The sequence below is a fragment of the Agromyces kandeliae genome, from assembly GCF_009674665.1.
Classification (GTDB): domain Bacteria; phylum Actinomycetota; class Actinomycetes; order Actinomycetales; family Microbacteriaceae; genus Agromyces; species Agromyces kandeliae.
In genome coordinates this window covers 120,180-136,871 of the sequence record NZ_WKJD01000019.1, presented here as the reverse complement: position 1 = coordinate 136,871, position 16,692 = coordinate 120,180, and the positions used below count along the sequence as shown (strand labels likewise).

10 protein-coding genes are annotated in these 16,692 nt (G+C 69.6%); all 10 read left to right on the top strand.

Translation table 11 applies throughout. The features are described from left to right. The first annotated feature begins 15 nt into the window (after positions 1-15). The gene (gene polA / locus GJR97_RS14570; RefSeq protein WP_324613534.1) at positions 16-2,703 is read left to right on the top strand and encodes a DNA polymerase I; all 2,688 of its coding nucleotides are present in this window, start codon (positions 16-18) and stop codon (positions 2,701-2,703) included. 93 nt (positions 2,704-2,796) lie between these two features. Then, positions 2,797-4,461 carry a DUF885 domain-containing protein gene (locus GJR97_RS14565; protein WP_154347517.1) on the top strand — a complete coding sequence of 555 codons (1,665 nt, stop codon included), beginning with the start codon at positions 2,797-2,799 and terminating at the stop codon, positions 4,459-4,461. A 170-nt stretch (positions 4,462-4,631) separates the two neighbouring features. Beyond that, positions 4,632-6,080, top strand: coding sequence for a 30S ribosomal protein S1 (gene rpsA, locus GJR97_RS14560; RefSeq protein ID WP_154347516.1), 1,449 nt, complete (start codon positions 4,632-4,634; stop codon positions 6,078-6,080). A gap of 130 nt (positions 6,081-6,210) precedes the next feature. Then, entirely contained in the window at positions 6,211-6,828 is a 618-nt protein-coding gene (gene coaE, locus GJR97_RS14555; RefSeq protein ID WP_324613533.1) for a dephospho-CoA kinase, read from the top strand. Positions 6,829-6,893: 65 nt separating this feature from the next. Continuing rightward, positions 6,894-8,957, top strand: coding sequence for an excinuclease ABC subunit UvrB (uvrB, locus tag GJR97_RS14550; protein WP_154347515.1), 2,064 nt, complete (start codon positions 6,894-6,896; stop codon positions 8,955-8,957). A 111-nt stretch (positions 8,958-9,068) separates the two neighbouring features. Next, positions 9,069-11,960 carry an excinuclease ABC subunit UvrA gene (uvrA, locus tag GJR97_RS14545; RefSeq protein ID WP_324613532.1) on the top strand — a complete coding sequence of 964 codons (2,892 nt, stop codon included), beginning with the start codon at positions 9,069-9,071 and terminating at the stop codon, positions 11,958-11,960. Positions 11,961-11,962: 2 nt separating this feature from the next. Then, on the top strand, positions 11,963-13,921 hold the full coding sequence (gene uvrC / locus GJR97_RS14540) for an excinuclease ABC subunit UvrC (RefSeq protein WP_154347514.1): 1,959 nt from the start codon (positions 11,963-11,965) through the stop codon (positions 13,919-13,921). Positions 13,922-13,963: 42 nt separating this feature from the next. Beyond that, positions 13,964-14,836: an RNase adapter RapZ gene (gene rapZ / locus GJR97_RS14535; RefSeq protein ID WP_154347513.1), complete on the top strand. Its 873-nt coding sequence runs from the start codon at positions 13,964-13,966 to the stop codon at positions 14,834-14,836. A 43-nt stretch (positions 14,837-14,879) separates the two neighbouring features. Continuing rightward, positions 14,880-15,860 carry a DNA-binding protein WhiA gene (gene whiA, locus GJR97_RS14530; RefSeq protein WP_324613531.1) on the top strand — a complete coding sequence of 327 codons (981 nt, stop codon included), beginning with the start codon at positions 14,880-14,882 and terminating at the stop codon, positions 15,858-15,860. A 127-nt stretch (positions 15,861-15,987) separates the two neighbouring features. After that, entirely contained in the window at positions 15,988-16,614 is a 627-nt protein-coding gene (locus GJR97_RS14525) for a superoxide dismutase (protein ID WP_154347512.1), read from the top strand. Positions 16,615-16,692 lie beyond the last annotated feature (78 nt).

Genomic DNA, 16,692 nt, shown 5'->3' with positions numbered 1-16,692 from the left:
TTGTAGTCTTGTCGGGTGCCCGACCCCACCCCCGTGAAGCCCACCCTGCTCGTCGTCGACGGCCACTCGCTGGCCTACCGTGCGTTCTACGCGCTGCCGGTCGACAGCTTCAGCACCCGCGACGGGCAGCACACGAACGCCATCCACGGCTTCCTGTCGATGCTGCTCATGCTGCTGCGCAACGAGCGGCCGACGCACCTGGCGGTCGCCTTCGACACCTCGAGGCAGTCCTTCCGCACCCGCGAGTACACCGAGTACAAGGCGAACCGCAGCGAGACGCCGCAGGAGTTCAAGGGCCAGATCGGCCTCCTGAAGGAGGCGCTGCGCGCCATGCGCATCACGGTGCTCGAGAAGGAGGACTACGAGGCCGACGACATCCTCGCCACGCTGGCCACGCGCGGCGCTGCCGAGGGGTTCGACGTGCTCGTCGTCTCGGGCGACCGCGACACGATCCAGCTCGTCGACGACGACGTGACCCTCCTGTACCCGAACGTGCAGGGCGTGTCGCAGTTGAAGCGCTACGACGCCGAGGCGGTCGTCGAGCGGTACGGCGTGCGGCCCGAGCAGTACCCCGAGGTCGCGGCGCTCGTGGGCGAGACCAGTGACAACCTTCCCGGCATCACCAAGGTCGGCGAGAAGACCGCGGTCAAGTGGCTGGGCCTCTACGGCAGCCTCGACGGCATCCTCGAGCACATCGACGAGATCAAGGGCGTGGTCGGCGACAACCTGCGGCGGGAACGCGAGAACGCGATCCGCAATCGACGCCTCAATCGCCTGGTCCGCGACCTCGAACTCGACGTCGAGATCCCCGACCTCGTGGCCCGGCCGATGGACGAGGCGGCCGTCCGCGAGCTGTTCGACCGGCTCGAGTTCAAGACCCTGCTCGATCGCGTGACCAAGATGGCGGCCGAGTCGAACGGGCTGACGGCCGACGGCACCGCCGCCCTGTCCGCGGAGGCGGAGCCCGCGGCGGTGACGCCCGTTCCGCAGGCGCTCCGGGGTGACGAGCTCGCCGCCTGGCTCGCGCGGTCGACCGCAGCCGAGCCGGCCGGGCTCGGGCTCAGCCTCGAGGTGCTCGACGGCCGGGTGATCGGCGCGGGCATCGCGAGCACGACCGAGAGCGTGCGCCTCGACTGGGCCGCGGGCGAGCCCGACCTGGCTCCGTTCGAGGAGTGGCTCGCGGGTGACGCGCCGAAGGTCATGACCGACGCCAAGCCGCAGCTCAAGGCGCTGCGCCGCTCGGGCCTCGGGTTCGGCGGGCTGGTCGTCGACACGCTGATCGCCGGGTGGCTCGTGCGTCCGAGCCTGGCCGAGAAGGACCTCGTGGACCTCGTGTCCCGCTACCTCGGCGAGACCGTCCCCATGGCCGACCCGTCGCAGTTGGTGCCCGACGCCGAGAGCACCGCCGGCGCGCCGGAGTTCGCCTGGTACTCGCTGCGGGTCGCGCCGCACGTGCTCGCGGCGCTCTCCGAGGGGTCGCGACGCGTCCTCGCCGACATCGAGATCCCGATCGTCGGCGTGCTCGCCGAGATGGAGCTCCGCGGGGTCACCGTCGAGCATGCGAAGCTCGCGGAGCTCTCCGCCCAGCTCGGGGAGCGGGCGGCAGCGCTCGCGCGGTCGGCGTACGACGAGATCGGCCGCGAGGTGAACCTCGGCTCGCCGAAGCAGCTCCAGGAGGTGCTGTTCGACCAGCTCGGCATGCCGAAGACCCGCGCCACCAAGACGGGCTACTCGACCGACGCGGGGGCGCTCGCCGACCTCCAGGAGACGAACCCGCACCCGTTCCTCGGGCTTCTGCTCGAACACCGCGACGCGACGAAGCTGCGGCAGATCGTCGAGACGCTCGACAAGTCGATCCAGTCCGACGGCCGCGTCCACACCAGCTATGTGCAGGTGGGCACCACGACGGGCCGCATCTCGTCGACCGATCCCAACCTCCAGAACATCCCGGTCCGCACCGAGGAGGGCCGACGCATCCGCGCCGCCTTCACCCACGGCCCCGAGTACGTCGAACTGCTGACCGCCGACTACTCGCAGATCGAGATGCGGATCATGGCGCACCTGTCGCAGGACCCGGGCCTCATCGAGGCGTTCCACTCCGGAGAGGACCTGCACCGCTTCGTGGGTGCTCGGATCTTCGACGTCGATCCGGCCGACGTCACGCCGCTCATGCGGACCAAGGTGAAGGCCATGTCGTACGGCCTCGCCTACGGACTCAGCGCGTTCGGCCTCTCGAAGCAGCTGCGCATCGACCGCGCCGAGGCGACCCAGCTCATGAAGGACTACTTCGAGCGGTTCGGCGCGGTCCGCGACTACCTGCGCGGTGTCGTCGCGCAGGCGAAGCTCGACGGCTACACCGAGACGATCTTCGGGCGACGCCGTCCGTTCCCCGACCTCAACAGCCCGAACCGCGTGCTTCGTGAGAACGCCGAGCGTGCGGCGCTCAACGCCCCGATCCAGGGCTCGGCCGCGGACATCATGAAGTTCGCCATGATCGGCGTCGAGGGTGAGCTGCGCGCGCGCGACCTGCGCTCGCGAATGCTCATGCAGGTGCACGACGAGCTCATCTTCGAGGTGGCCGAGGGTGAGGGCGACCAGCTCGAGGCCCTCGTGCACGACCGGATGTCGCATGCGGCGGACCTCCTCGTGCCGCTCGACGTGCAGGTCGGTCGAGGTCGCGACTGGGAGGACGCGGCGCACTGACCACACTGCGTTCGACCATCGTCGCGAGCGCCCGGATGCGAGGCCAGCTCACGGCTTCGCGGCCCCGGCGTCCGCTCGTCTAGGCTCGCGGTCATGGTCACCGCAGTCCGTACCCCCACCGCCGTCGATCGCATCGCCGAGGAGTGGGTCGACACGATCGTCGACCTGAATCCCACGGTCGGCACGTACCTCGGCCGCACCGACCAGGACCACAGGCTCCCCGACTTCTCGCCGGAGGGGCACGAGTCCCGCATCGAGGCCGTGCGGACCGCACGGGCCGCACTGGAGTCGGCATCGGTCGCCGACGACGTCGACCGGATCACCGTCGCCGACCTCGGCGCCGAGCTCGGACTCGATCTCGAAGCGGATGCCGCCGCCCTGCACTTGCGCGACCTCAACGTCATCGCGAGCCCCGCCCAGGAGATCCGCGAGGTCTTCGACCTCATGCCTCGCGCCGCGGAGGCGGACTGGGCCCGGATCGCGTCGAGGCTGTCGGCGGTCCCGGGCGCGATCGACGGGTACGTCGAGACGCTGCGCCTCGGGATCGAGCGCGGCGTCGTTCCGGCCGTCCGTCAGGTCCGCGAGGTCGCGGTGCAGGCACGCCGGCACGCACGGGCCGACGGGTTCTTCAGCACGTTCGCCGGCGGGGCGGGCGACGCGGCGGGGGAGTCGGTGCGGCGCGACCTCGAGGCCGGAGCCGCGGCCGCGGCATCCGCCTACGATCGCCTGGCCGAGTTCCTGGAGGGCGAACTCGCCCCGAAGGCGGGCATGGACGACGCCGTCGGCCGGGAGATCTACGCGCTCCGCTCGCGCCACTTCCTCGGTGCGGTCGTCGACCTCGACGAGACGTACGAGTGGGGCATCGAGGAACTCGCGCGCATGGTCGCGGAGCAGGAGGCGGTCGCGAAGGAGATCCTGCCCGGGGCGAGCGTCGAGGAGGCCGTCGCGCACCTCGAAGCGGATCCGGCGCGCAAGCTGGTCGGCACCGCGGCGCTGCAGCGGTGGATGCAGGAGACGAGCGACCGCGCCGTCGCAGAGCTCGGGGCCACCCAGTTCGACATCCCGGAGGAGATCCGCACTCTCGAGTGCCTCATCGCGCCCACGCAGGAGGGCGGCATCTACTACACCGGGCCGAGCGACGACTTCACGCGTCCCGGCCGGATGTGGTGGTCGGTCCCGGAGGGTGTCACGGAGTTCGACACCTGGCGCGAGAAGACCACGGTCTACCACGAGGGCGTCCCGGGTCACCACCTGCAGATCGGCCAGGCCGTCGTGAATCGCGGGGCGCTGAACACCTGGCGGAGGCAGCTCGCGGGCACGTCGGGTCACGCGGAGGGGTGGGCGCTCTACGCGGAGCGGCTCATGCAGGACCTCGGCTACCTCGACGATCCGGCGGACCGGCTCGGCATGCTCGACGGGCAGCGCATGCGCGCCGCGCGCGTCGTGCTCGACATCGGGGTGCACCTCGGAAAGCAGCGTCCCGACGGAGCAGGGCCATGGACGGGGGAGTACGCATTCGACTTCATGGGCAGGAACGTCAACATGCCCCCGGAGTTCGTGCGCTTCGAGGTGCACCGCTACCTCGGCTGGCCCGGACAGGCGCCGTCGTACAAGGTCGGGCAGCGCATCTGGGAGGGGCTGCGCGACGACGTGCGCCGGCGAGAGGGGGCGGCCTTCGACGTCCGTGCGTTCCACCGGCGGGCGCTGTCGCTCGGCGGCGTCGGCCTCGACACGTTGCGGGGCGCGCTGGCGGCCTGAGGGCCTGAGCGGGCGTGCCGCGACACGCCCGGGTTGCCGCATGGCGTCGCGCACGGCTAGGATGGAGTGTCACTCGTGTGACAATCCTGTCCGCCTGCCCGTCGCGGACCACCAAAGACAACGCTCTTCCCGCGTCGGGCCCGATATTGTCCATTCGGAGCATCCACTACATGACAACCGCAACGACCAAGGCGCCCAAGCAGGTCGCGATCAACGACATCGGATCTGCTGACGATTTCCTCGCCGCGGTCGAGAAGACGCTCAAGTTCTTCAACGACGGCGACCTCATCGAGGGCACCGTCGTGAAGATCGACCGCGACGAGGTCCTCCTCGACGTCGGCTACAAGACCGAGGGTGTGATCCCCTCACGCGAACTTTCCATCAAGCACGACGTCGACCCCAGCGAGGTCGTCGAGGTCGGCGACTCCGTCGAGGCCCTCGTTCTCCAGAAGGAGGACAAGGAAGGCCGTCTGATCCTGTCGAAGAAGCGCGCGCAGTACGAGCGCGCCTGGGGCGACGTGGAGAAGATCAAGGAAGACGACGGCGTCGTCACCGGCTCGGTCATCGAGGTCGTCAAGGGCGGCCTCATCGTCGACATCGGCCTCCGCGGCTTCCTCCCGGCCTCGCTCATCGAGCTGCGCCGCGTCCGCGACCTCACGCCGTACCTCGGCCAGGAGATCGAGGCGAAGATCCTCGAGCTCGACAAGAACCGCAACAACGTGGTCCTGTCGCGTCGCGCCCTCCTCGAGCAGACCCAGTCGGAGTCGCGCTCGACCTTCCTGCAGAACCTCCACCCGGGACAGATCCGCAAGGGTGTCATCTCGTCGATCGTCAACTTCGGTGCGTTCGTCGACCTCGGTGGCGTCGACGGTCTCGTCCACGTCTCGGAGCTCTCGTGGAAGCACATCGAGCACGCGTCCGAGGTCGTCGAGGTCGGCCAGGAGGTCACCGTCGAGGTGCTCTCCGTCGAGCTCGACCGCGAGCGCGTCTCGCTCTCGCTCAAGGCGACCCAGGAGGACCCGTGGCAGGTCTTCGCGCGCACGCACGCGATCGGCCAGGTCACCCCGGGCAAGGTCACGAAGCTGGTCCCGTTCGGCGCGTTCGTCCGCGTCGCGGACGGCATCGAGGGCCTCGTGCACATCTCGGAGCTGTCGGGCCGTCACGTCGAGCTCGCCGAGCAGGTCGTGTCGGTCGGCGAAGAGGTCTTCGTCAAGGTCATCGACATCGACCTCGAGCGTCGCCGCATCTCGCTGTCGCTCAAGCAGGCCAACGATGGGGTCGACCCCGAGGGCACCGAGTTCGACCCGGCGCTCTACGGCATGCTCACCGAGTACGACGAGCAGGGCAACTACAAGTACCCCGAGGGCTTCGACCCCGAGACCAACGAGTGGCGCGAGGGCTTCGAGGCCCAGCGCGAGAAGTGGGAGCAGGAGTACGCTGCCGCCCAGGCTCGCTGGGAGGCGCACAAGAAGCAGGTCGCGGCCTCGCTCGCGGCGCAGGCTTCGGACGACTCGTTCTCGTCGGGCGCTTCGTCGTTCTCGAGCGACTCGGCCGGTGCGGGCACCCTCGCCGACGACGCCTCGCTGGCGGCGCTGCGCGAGAAGCTCTCGAGCAACTAGTCGCTTCGCGCAGCCTCGCTGCTCGAACGTCACATGGAAGGCCGGTCCCCTCGGGGGCCGGCCTTCCGGCGTTGCGGTCCGCCGAGTCGTCCGTGTTCGGGTGGAGCGCCGTCACCAATAGAGTGGACGCGTGTATCTGATCGGCCTCACCGGCGGTATCGCGTCGGGCAAGTCCACCGTTGCGCGCCGGCTCGTCGAGCACGGCGCCATCCACCTCGACGCGGACCAGTTGGCCCGCCGTGTGGTCGACCCGGGGACACCCTGCCTCCGAGCGATCGTCGACGAGTTCGGCGAGGACGTGCTGCGTCCCGACGGCACGCTCGATCGACAGCGCCTCGGCGAACTCGTGTTCCACGATGACGACGCGCGCGCGCGGCTGAACGCGATCGTGCACCCGGCGGTGCGCGAGCTGTCGGCACGGCTCATCGAGGGGGCCGAGCAGGAGGACCCCGATGCGGTGGTCGTCTACGACGTCCCGCTGCTCGTCGAGGCGCAGGTCGACCATCCGTTCGACCTCGTGGTCGTCACGAGTGCGCCGAAGCGCGCGCAGGTCAAGCGACTCGTGGAGGAGCGCGGCCTCGATCCGATCCAGGCCGAGGCACGCGTCGATGCGCAGGTCGGCGATGCCGAACGGCGTGCCGTGGCGGATGTCGTCATCGACACCGGCGGCACCATCGCGCACACCATGAGCCAGGCCGACGCGCTGTGGGTCGACATCGAGCGAACGCGGCACGCGAAGCGCGGCTGAGCCGGCGGCGGGGCACCCCGCCGCCTCGGGCCGCGGTGTCGGTGGCCGAACCTAGACTGGAATCCATGCAGTCCACCCGTTCCGTGCGCCCGTTCGAGGTCGTCAGCGACTACGCCCCGAGCGGTGACCAGCCGAAGGCGATCGCCGATCTGGCGGCCCGGATCAACGCCGGCGAGACCGACGTGGTCCTCCTCGGGGCGACCGGCACCGGCAAGTCCGCGACGACGGCGTGGTTGATCGAGCAGGTGCAGCGGCCGACGCTCGTGCTCGCCCACAACAAGACCCTCGCGGCGCAGCTCGCCAACGAGTTCCGCGAGCTCATGCCGAACAACGCGGTCGAGTACTTCGTCTCGTACTACGACTACTACCAGCCCGAGGCGTACGTGCCGCAGACGGACACGTTCATCGAGAAGGACTCCTCGATCAACGCCGAGGTCGAGCGGCTCCGGCATTCGACGACGAACTCGCTGCTCAGTCGCCGCGACGTCGTCGTGGTGTCGACCGTCTCGTGCATCTACGGCCTCGGCACGCCCGAGGAGTACCTCAGCGCGATGATGCCGCTGCAGGTCGGCCAGCGCGTCGATCGCGACTGGCTGATCCGGAAGTTCGTGTCGATGCAGTACCAGCGCAACGACGTCGACTTCTCGAGGGGCACCTTCCGCGTGCGCGGCGACACGATCGAGATCATCCCGGTCTACGAGGAGCACGCGATCCGGATCGAGATGTTCGGCGACGAGGTCGAGGCGCTGCACAGCCTCCATCCGCTCACCGGGACCGTCGTCGCGAAGCTCGACGCGGTGCCCGTGTTCCCGGCCTCGCACTACGTCGCGAGCGTCGACGTCATGCAGCGGGCCATCGGCACGATCCGCGACGAGCTCGACGAGCGACTCCAGGAGCTCGAACGGGAGGGCAAGCTGCTCGAGGCGCAGCGACTGCGCATGCGGACGACGTTCGACCTCGAGATGATGGAGCAGATCGGCTTCTGCTCGGGCATCGAGAACTACTCCCGGCACATCGACGGGCGTGCCCCTGGCGAGGCGCCGCACTGCCTGCTCGACTACTTCCCCGACGACCTCCTGGTCGTGATCGACGAGTCGCACGTGACCGTGCCGCAGATCGGCGCGATGTACGAGGGTGACGCATCGCGCAAGCGCACGCTGGTCGAGCACGGGTTCCGCCTGCCGAGCGCCCTCGACAACCGCCCGTTGAAATGGGACGAATTCAAGGACCGCGTGGGGCAGACCGTGTACCTGTCGGCGACGCCCGGCCGGTACGAGATGGGCATCGCCGACGGCGTGGTCGAGCAGATCATCCGCCCGACGGGCCTCGTCGACCCCGAGATCGTCGTGAAGCCCACGAAGGGGCAGATCGACGACCTGCTCGAGGAGATCCGGGCGCGCGCGGAGCGCGACGAGCGCGTGCTCGTCACGACGCTCACCAAGCGCATGGCCGAGGAGCTCACCGACTTCCTCACCGAGGCGGGGGTCCGCGTGCGGTACCTCCACTCCGATGTCGACACACTCCGCCGGGTCGAGCTGCTGACCGAGCTGCGGGCGGGCGTCTTCGACGTGCTGGTGGGAATCAACCTGCTCCGCGAGGGACTCGACCTGCCCGAGGTGTCGCTCGTCGCGATCCTCGATGCCGACAAGGAGGGGTTCCTGCGCTCCTCGACCTCGCTCATCCAGACGATCGGACGCGCAGCGCGCAACGTGTCGGGCCAGGTCCACATGTACGCCGACGTCATGACCGACTCGATGCAGCTCGCGATCGAGGAGACCAATCGCCGCCGCGACAGGCAGCTCGAGTACAACCGCGTCAACGCGATCGACCCGACGCCGCTCCGCAAGCGGATCGCCGACATCACGGAGGTGCTCGCGCGGGAGGAGGCCGACACGGCCGCGCTCCTCTCCGGTCGCGAGGGGCGGAAGACCTCGCCGGTGCCGATGAAGCGCGACGGCATCGCCGCCGCCGGGGCGAACGATCTCGAGGAGCTCATCCGCGACCTCAACGACCAGATGCTCGAGGCCGCCGGCGAGCTGAAGTTCGAGCTGGCCGCGCGACTGCGCGACGAGGTGTCCGAGTTGAAGCGTGAGCTCCGCCAGATGGAGAAGGCGGGGCACCTCGGCTGACGGGCCGCCTCGGCGGCGAAGCGCCGAGCGGACCCGTCGATCGAACGTGTGTTCGCTCTCAGCAGGTGCGCGCGCGGCATGAGTGTCGGAGGCCGTTCGTAGACTCGTAGGGTGCCAGTTTCACGTCTCGATGCCCATTCGCGCCTGAGTGTCCGCGGGGCACGCGTCCACAACCTGCGCGACGTCGATGTCGAGATCCCCCGGGACGCGATGGTGGTGTTCACCGGGCTCTCGGGCTCGGGCAAGTCCTCGCTCGCGTTCGACACGATCTTCGCCGAGGGCCAGCGCCGATACGTCGAATCGCTCTCCGCGTACGCGCGGCAGTTCCTCGGGCAGGTCGACCGGCCCGACGTCGACTTCATCGAGGGCCTGAGCCCGGCCGTCTCGATCGACCAGAAGTCGACGAACCGCAATCCGCGATCGACCGTCGGCACGATCACCGAGATCTACGACTACATGCGACTGCTCTGGGCGCGCATCGGCGTGCCGCACTGCCCGGTGTGCGGCGAGCGGATCCAGCGCCAGACCGTGCAGCAGATCGCGGACCGCCTGATGGAACTCGAGGCCGGAACGCGGTTCCAGGTGCTGAGCCCCGTCGTCTCGCAGAAGAAGGGCGAGTTCGTCGACCTCTTCCGCGAGCTCTCGGGCCAGGGGTACTCCCGCGCCGTCGTCGACGGCGAGCTCATCCGACTCGACGAGGCGCCCAAGCTCAAGAAGCAGGTCAAGCACGACATCTCGGTCGTGATCGATCGGCTCGTGGCATCCGACGACCTCCTGGGTCGACTGACCGACTCGCTCGAGACCGCGCTGCGGCTGACCGACGGCGTCGTGCAGGTCAACTACGTCGACCGCGAGGGCGATGCCGCGTGGCAGACCTTCTCCGAGAAGCTCAGCTGCCCCAACCAGCACCCGATCGCGCTCACCGAGATCGAACCGCGGACGTTCTCGTTCAACGCCCCCTTCGGTGCGTGCCCCGAGTGCTCCGGGCTCGGCACGCGCATGTCGGTCGACGAGGAGCTGCTGCTCGGCGACCCGACGCTCAGCATCGCGGAGGGCGTGATCCTGCCGTGGACCTCGCAGGGCAAGAGCCTCTACAACTACTACGAGAAGCTCCTCGACGGGCTGGCCCGCGACCTGGGCTTCTCGCTCGACACGCCATGGGAGGAACTCGACGCGGACGCCCGCCACGCGGTGCTGCGCGGCGACAACTTCGAGGTGCGCGTCCGCTGGCGCAACCGGTACGGCCGCGAGATGAGCTACACCTCGGGCTTCGAGGGGGTCGTGCCCTACATCGAACGGCAGTACCTCCAGGCCGAGACCGACGTGCAGCGTGCACGCTGGGCCGAGTACCTCCGCGAGATCCCCTGCCCGGTGTGCCGCGGCGACCGGCTGAAGCCCGAGGTGCTCGCGGTCCGCATCCACGACGCGTCCATCGCCGACGTGTGCCGCCTCAGCCTGCACGACGCGCGGGCGTTCATGGACCGCCTCGAGCTGACCGATCGCGAGCAGGCCATCGCGGCGCAGGTGCTCCGCGAGATCAAGCTCCGACTCGACTTCCTCATCCGCGTCGGGCTCAGCTACCTCGACCTCGCCCGTGCTGCAGGCACCCTCTCGGGCGGCGAGGCGCAGCGCATCCGACTCGCCACCCAGATCGGCTCGGGACTCACGGGCGTGCTGTACGTGCTCGACGAACCGAGCATCGGCCTGCACCAGCGGGACAACCGCAGGCTGATCGACACGCTCGTCGCCCTTCGCGACCTCGGCAACACGCTGATCGTCGTCGAGCACGACGAGGACACGATCCGGACGGCCGACTGGATCGTCGACATCGGCCCCGGGGCCGGCGTGCACGGCGGCACGGTGGTGCACAGCGGCAGCTATGCCGACCTGATGAAGAACACCGAGTCGCTCACCGGCGACTACCTCGCCGGGCGCAAGGAGATCGCGATCCCGTCGGCGCGTCGACCGGTCGATCCCGCGCGCGTGATCCGGGTCGAGGGGGCACAGGCCAACAACCTCCGCGGCGTCGATGTCGAGTTCCCGCTCGGGACCTTCACGGCCGTCACGGGCGTGAGCGGGTCGGGCAAGTCGTCGCTCGTGAACGACATCCTCTACCGGGTGCTCGCGAACCGGCTGAACGGGGCGCGCAAGGTGCCCGGCAAGCATCGTCGCGTGAGCGGCCTCGAGCACCTCGACAAGGTGGTCCACGTCGACCAGGCCCCGATCGGGCGCACCCCGCGGTCGAACCCGGCGACCTACACCGGTGTGTTCGACCGCATCCGCACGCTGTTCTCCGAGACCGCCGAGGCCAAGGCCCGCGGCTACCTGCCCGGGCGGTTCAGCTTCAACGTCAAGGGCGGCCGCTGCGAGGCGTGCTCGGGCGACGGCACGATCAAGATCGAGATGAACTTCCTGCCCGATGTGTACGTCGCGTGCGAGGTCTGCGGCGGGAAGCGCTACAACCGCGAGACGCTGCAGGTGCACTACAAGGGCCGGAACATCGCCGAGGTGCTCGAGATGCCGATCAGCGAGGCGGCCGAGTTCTTCGAGCCGATCTCGGCGATCCACCGCTACCTCAAGACGCTCGTCGACGTCGGCCTCGGCTACGTCCAGCTCGGTCAGAGTGCGACGACGCTCTCCGGCGGCGAGGCGCAGCGCGTCAAGCTCGCGACCGAGCTGCAGCGCCGGTCGAACGGGCGCAGCGTGTACGTGCTCGACGAGCCCACGACCGGGCTGCACTTCGAAGACGTGCGGAAGCTGCTGAAGGTGCTCGGGAAGCTCGTCGAGAAGGGCAACACGGTCATCGTGATCGAGCACAGCCTCGATGTGATCAAGTCCGCCGACTGGATCATCGACCTCGGACCCGAGGGCGGTTCGGGCGGAGGCCAGGTCGTCGCGACGGGCACGCCGGAGCAGGTCGCCGAGGTCCACGAGAGCCACACGGGGTACTTCCTGCGCGAGATCTTCGAGGCCGCCGCCGGCCCGGCGGTCGCCGCCAGCTGAACATGGCGAACACCGTCCCGTACCGTCCGCGGCCGGGCGAGATCCCGACCGATCCGGGCGTCTACCGATTCCGAGACGCCGACCGACGCGTGCTCTACGTCGGCAAGGCGATGAACCTCCGCGCGCGGCTGTCGAACTACTTCGCGCCGCTGCACACGCTCCACGAGCGCACCCGCCGCATGGTCACGACCGCGGCGTCCGTCGAATGGACCGTGGTCGGCAACGACATCGAGGCGCTCCAGCTCGAGTACACGTGGATCAAGGAGTTCGATCCGCCGTTCAACGTCAAGTACCGCGACGACAAGTCGTACCCCTACCTCGCGGTGACGCTCGCCGACGAGGCGCCCCGGGCGATCGTGACACGGCGCCGCGGCATCCCCGGTGCGAGGTACTTCGGCCCGTACCCGAAGGTGTGGGCGGTCAACGAGACGCTCGACCTGCTGCTGAAGCTCTTCCCGATCCGCACCTGCAAGGACTCCGACTACAAGCGGGCGATGCAGACCGGCAAGCCCTGCTTCGCCGGTCAGATCGGGCGGTGCTTCGGCCCGTGCTCGGGTCGGGTCACGATCGCCGAGCACCGCGCGAACGTCGACCGGTTCGTGGCGTTCATGCAGAACCAGGACCGCCGCATCATCACCGACCTCACGCAGCAGATGCGTGCGGCCGCGGCGGTGCAGGACTACGAGACCGCGGCGCGGCGGCGCGACGAGCTGCAGGCGGCCGAGTCCTTCTTCGAGAAGAGCGCGGTCGTCCTCCGCGACCACGTCGACGTCGACGTGTTCGGCATCGACCACGACGAGCTGGCGGCGGCCGTGCACCTCTTCATGGTCCGAGGCGGCCGGATCCGGGGCGTGCGTTCCTGGACCGTCGACACCGAGCTCGACATGAGCCTCGGCGATCTCGTCGACTCCGTGGTGCAGAACGCCTACGGCGGCGACATCCGTCCGCCGGCCGAGGTCGTGGTCCCGGCGCTGCCCGATGACGCCGAGGCGCTCGAAGGCTGGCTCGCGGCGCTCGGGAGCCGCAGGGTGCGGCTCCGGGCCGCCCGGCGAGGAGACAAGGCGGCGCTCCTCGAGACGGCGACGCAGAACGCACGCCAGACGCTCGTGCTGTACAAGACCCGACGGAGCGCCGACTTCACCGCGCGCTCCCGTGCGCTCGAGGACATCCAGGAGGCGCTCGGCATGGCCGACGCGCCCCTTCGCATCGAGTGCTTCGACGTCTCGCACCTGAGCGGCACCAATGTCGTCGCGTCGATGGTCGTCTTCGAGGACGGACTGCCGCGGAAGGACGAGTACCGCCGCTTCACGATCCCGAGCACCACCGACGACACCGACTCGATCCACCAGGTGCTCACGCGTCGTCTCGCGTACCTCGCATCTCCAGGCGACGGTGCGAACGAGGCGGATGCCGCGACCCGGGCGCCCGTCGGCGACGATGGCGCGGGAACGCCGGAACCGCCGGTCGACGAGGGCGAGGCCGTCGTGTCGCCGCGACGTGCCAAGTTCGCGTACCGGCCGAACCTTCTCGTCGTCGACGGCGGGCAGCCGCAGGTCGCTGCGGCCGAGCGGGCCCTGCGCGAATCCGGGGTCGGCGGCGTCTACCTCTGCGGCATCGCCAAGCGCCTCGAGGAGATCTGGACCCCGGATTCCGACTTCCCGGTGATCCTGCCCCGGAACAGCGACGCCCTCTTCCTCTTCCAGCGCATCCGCGACGAGGCGCACCGCTTCGCGATCACCCACCAGCGGCAGCGCCGCAAGCGCGACATCGCGACCGTCCTGTCGGAGGTGCCCGGGCTCGGTCCCGCCCGCGTGAAGGCGCTGCTCAAGCACTTCGGCTCGGTCGCGCGACTCCGCGGGGCCGACGAGTCGGCGATCGCCGAGGTCCCGGGCATCGGCCCGAGCCTCGCATCGGCCATCCGCTCGCACCTGGAGGGATCGCACCGGTCCGCCGCGGACTAGGCTGGACCACCGGGGGAATGCAGGAAGGGAGCGCCGAGCGAGATGACCGACGGCGATCGCCAGGAGATGCTCATCGTCACGGGGATGTCGGGAGCAGGACGCTCCACCGTCGCCGACGCACTCGAGGATCTCGGCTGGTACGTCGTCGACAACCTCCCGCCCCAGATGCTCCGCCCCCTCGTCGAGCTCGCGCAGCGGGCGGGCGCGTCGCTGCCGCGGATCGCCGCGGTCGTCGACATCCGTGGCGGCACGTTCTTCTCGGAACTGCAGGAGATGGTCGAGTCGCTCCGCGACAAGGTGGACGTCCGCGTGGTCTTCCTCGACGCGAACGACGCGGTGCTCGTGCGCCGTTTCGAGTCCGTGCGCCGGCCGCACCCGCTGCAGGGTGACGGCACGCTGCTCGACGGCATCACGGCCGAGCGTGCACGGCTCGCCGAGGTGCGCGAATCGAGCGACATCATCGTCGACAGCTCCGACCTCAACATCCACCAGCTCGCGACCCTCGTCACCGAGACCTTCGCCGAGGAGGACCGCGCGGGCCTGCGCGTGATCGTCCAGAGCTTCGGGTTCAAGTACGGCCTGCCCCCCGACGCGGACCTCGTCGCCGATGCGCGATTCCTGCCGAACCCGTTCTGGGAGCCCGAGCTTCGCGCCCACACCGGCGAGGACCCCGAGGTCGCGGAGTTCGTGCTCGGCCAGCCCGGTGCGCGCGAGTTCCTCGACGCCTACGTCGCTGCGCTGCGCCCCGTCCTCGAGGGCTACCAGCGGGAGAACAAGCGCCATGCGACCATCGCACTCGGCTGCACCGGCGGAAAGCACCGCTCGGTCGCGCTGGTCCGCGAGCTCGCGGCGCGACTGAGATCGATCCCGGGGCTCGCGGTGAGCGTGAAGCACCGCGATCTCGGACGGGAATGAACCGGCGCCGACGGCGCCGACGCAACACAGAGAGGACGACCACGTGGCCCTGACCGCTGAGGTGAAAGAGGAGCTGGCGAAGGTCGAGGTCACCCGGACCTCGGTTCGAGCCGCGGAGTTGGCATCCGTGCTCCGATTCGCCGGGGGACTCCACATCATCTCGAGCCGGATCGCCATCGAGGCCGAGCTCGACGCGCCGTCGATCGCGCGCAGGGTGACCCGCGACCTCGGCGAGCTGTACGGCGTCCGGCCCGACGTCTCGGTGATCTCCGCATCCGGCCTGCGCCGGACGAACCAGTACCTCGTGCGCGTGCTCGATGGCGGTGAGACGCTCGCGCGCCAGACCGGGCTGCTCGACGCGCGCCGACGGCCGGTGCGCGGGCTGCCCAACAAGCTGACCACCGGTTCGCGCGATGAGGTGGCGGCAGTGTGGCGCGGCGCGTTCCTGGCGCGGGGGAGCCTCACCGACCCGGGTCGGTCCGCGGCGCTCGAGGTGACCTGCCCCGGCGGCGAGACGGCCATGGCGCTCGTGGGCGCCGCCGGGCGGCTCGGCGTCTCCGCGAAGGCCCGCGAGGTGCGCGGCGTGCATCGGGTCGTGATCCGCGACGGCGAGGCCATCAGTGCGATGCTCGCACTCATGGGCGCCGACGAGACGGTCCGGAACTGGGAGGAGCTGCGTCAGCGACGCGAGGTCCGGGCGACGGCGAACCGGCTCGTGAACTTCGACGACGCGAACCTCCGCCGCTCCGCGCAGGCCGCCGTGGCGGCCTGCGCCCGGGTCGAGCGGGCGATGGAGATCCTCGGCGACGAGATCCCCGACCACCTGAAGTACGCCGGCGACCTGCGCCTGGCCCATCGCGACGCGAGCCTCGACGAGCTCGGCCACCACGCCGACCCGCCGCTGACGAAGGACGCGGTCGCAGGACGCATCCGTCGACTGCTGGCGATGGCCGACAAGCGCGCCGTCGAACTCGGCGTGCCGGGCACCGAGGCGAACCTGCCGGCCGACCTCGACGACGTCTGAACGGCGCCCGAACGGCGCCCGAACGCCGTCAACCCCCGTCATCCGGCCCGACCACGGGCATAGGATCGAGAACGCCGCGGTCCCCGGGCAGACGTCCGGTTCACCCGGCTGCTGACAAGGAGAAGCAATGGCTGACTACACCCTCCCTGAGCTCGCCTACGATTACGCGGCGCTCGAGCCGTCGATCAGCGGCACGATCATGGAGTTGCACCACTCGAAGCACCACCAGGCCTACGTGACCGGTGCGAACACGGCGCTCGCCCAGCTCGCCGAGGCGCGCGACTCCGGCAACCTCGCCAACGTGAACAAGCTCGAGAAGGACCTCGCGTTCAACCTCGGCGGACACGTCAACCACTCGATCTTCTGGACCAACATGTCGCCGGACGGCGGCGACAAGCCGACCGGCGAGCTCGCCTCGGCGATCGACGACCACTTCGGCTCGTTCGACAAGTTCCAGGCGCACTTCACGGCGACCGCGCTCGGCGTTCAGGGTTCGGGATGGGCCGTGCTCGCCTGGGACTCGATCGGCCAGCGCCTGATCATCGTCCAGTTCTTCGACCAGCAGGCAAACTTCCCGGCCGGCGTCGTCCCGCTGCTGATGCTGGACGTGTGGGAGCACGCGTACTACCTCGACTACCGGAACGTGCGCGCCGACTACGTGAAGGCGTTCTGGAACATCGTGAGCTGGGCGAACGTCCAGCAGCGCTTCCAGGCCGCCAGTGAGAAGACCTCAGGCCTGCTGCTACTGTCATAGCGGATGGTGTCCCCGGACGCCGTCCGGGGACACCGCCGTCCGGTCAGATCCATCTCGAAGGCGCGATCGCGCCCGTAC

Coding starts and splice junctions, on each gene's coding strand:
- rapZ (WP_154347513.1), top strand. CDS start 13,964: ATGACCGACGGCGATCGCCAGGAGATGCTCATCGTCACGGGGATGTCG.
- uvrB (WP_154347515.1), top strand. CDS start 6,894: ATGCAGTCCACCCGTTCCGTGCGCCCGTTCGAGGTCGTCAGCGACTAC.
- rpsA (WP_154347516.1), top strand. CDS start 4,632: ATGACAACCGCAACGACCAAGGCGCCCAAGCAGGTCGCGATCAACGAC.
- uvrC (WP_154347514.1), top strand. CDS start 11,963: ATGGCGAACACCGTCCCGTACCGTCCGCGGCCGGGCGAGATCCCGACC.
- GJR97_RS14525 (WP_154347512.1), top strand. CDS start 15,988: ATGGCTGACTACACCCTCCCTGAGCTCGCCTACGATTACGCGGCGCTC.
- GJR97_RS14565 (WP_154347517.1), top strand. CDS start 2,797: ATGGTCACCGCAGTCCGTACCCCCACCGCCGTCGATCGCATCGCCGAG.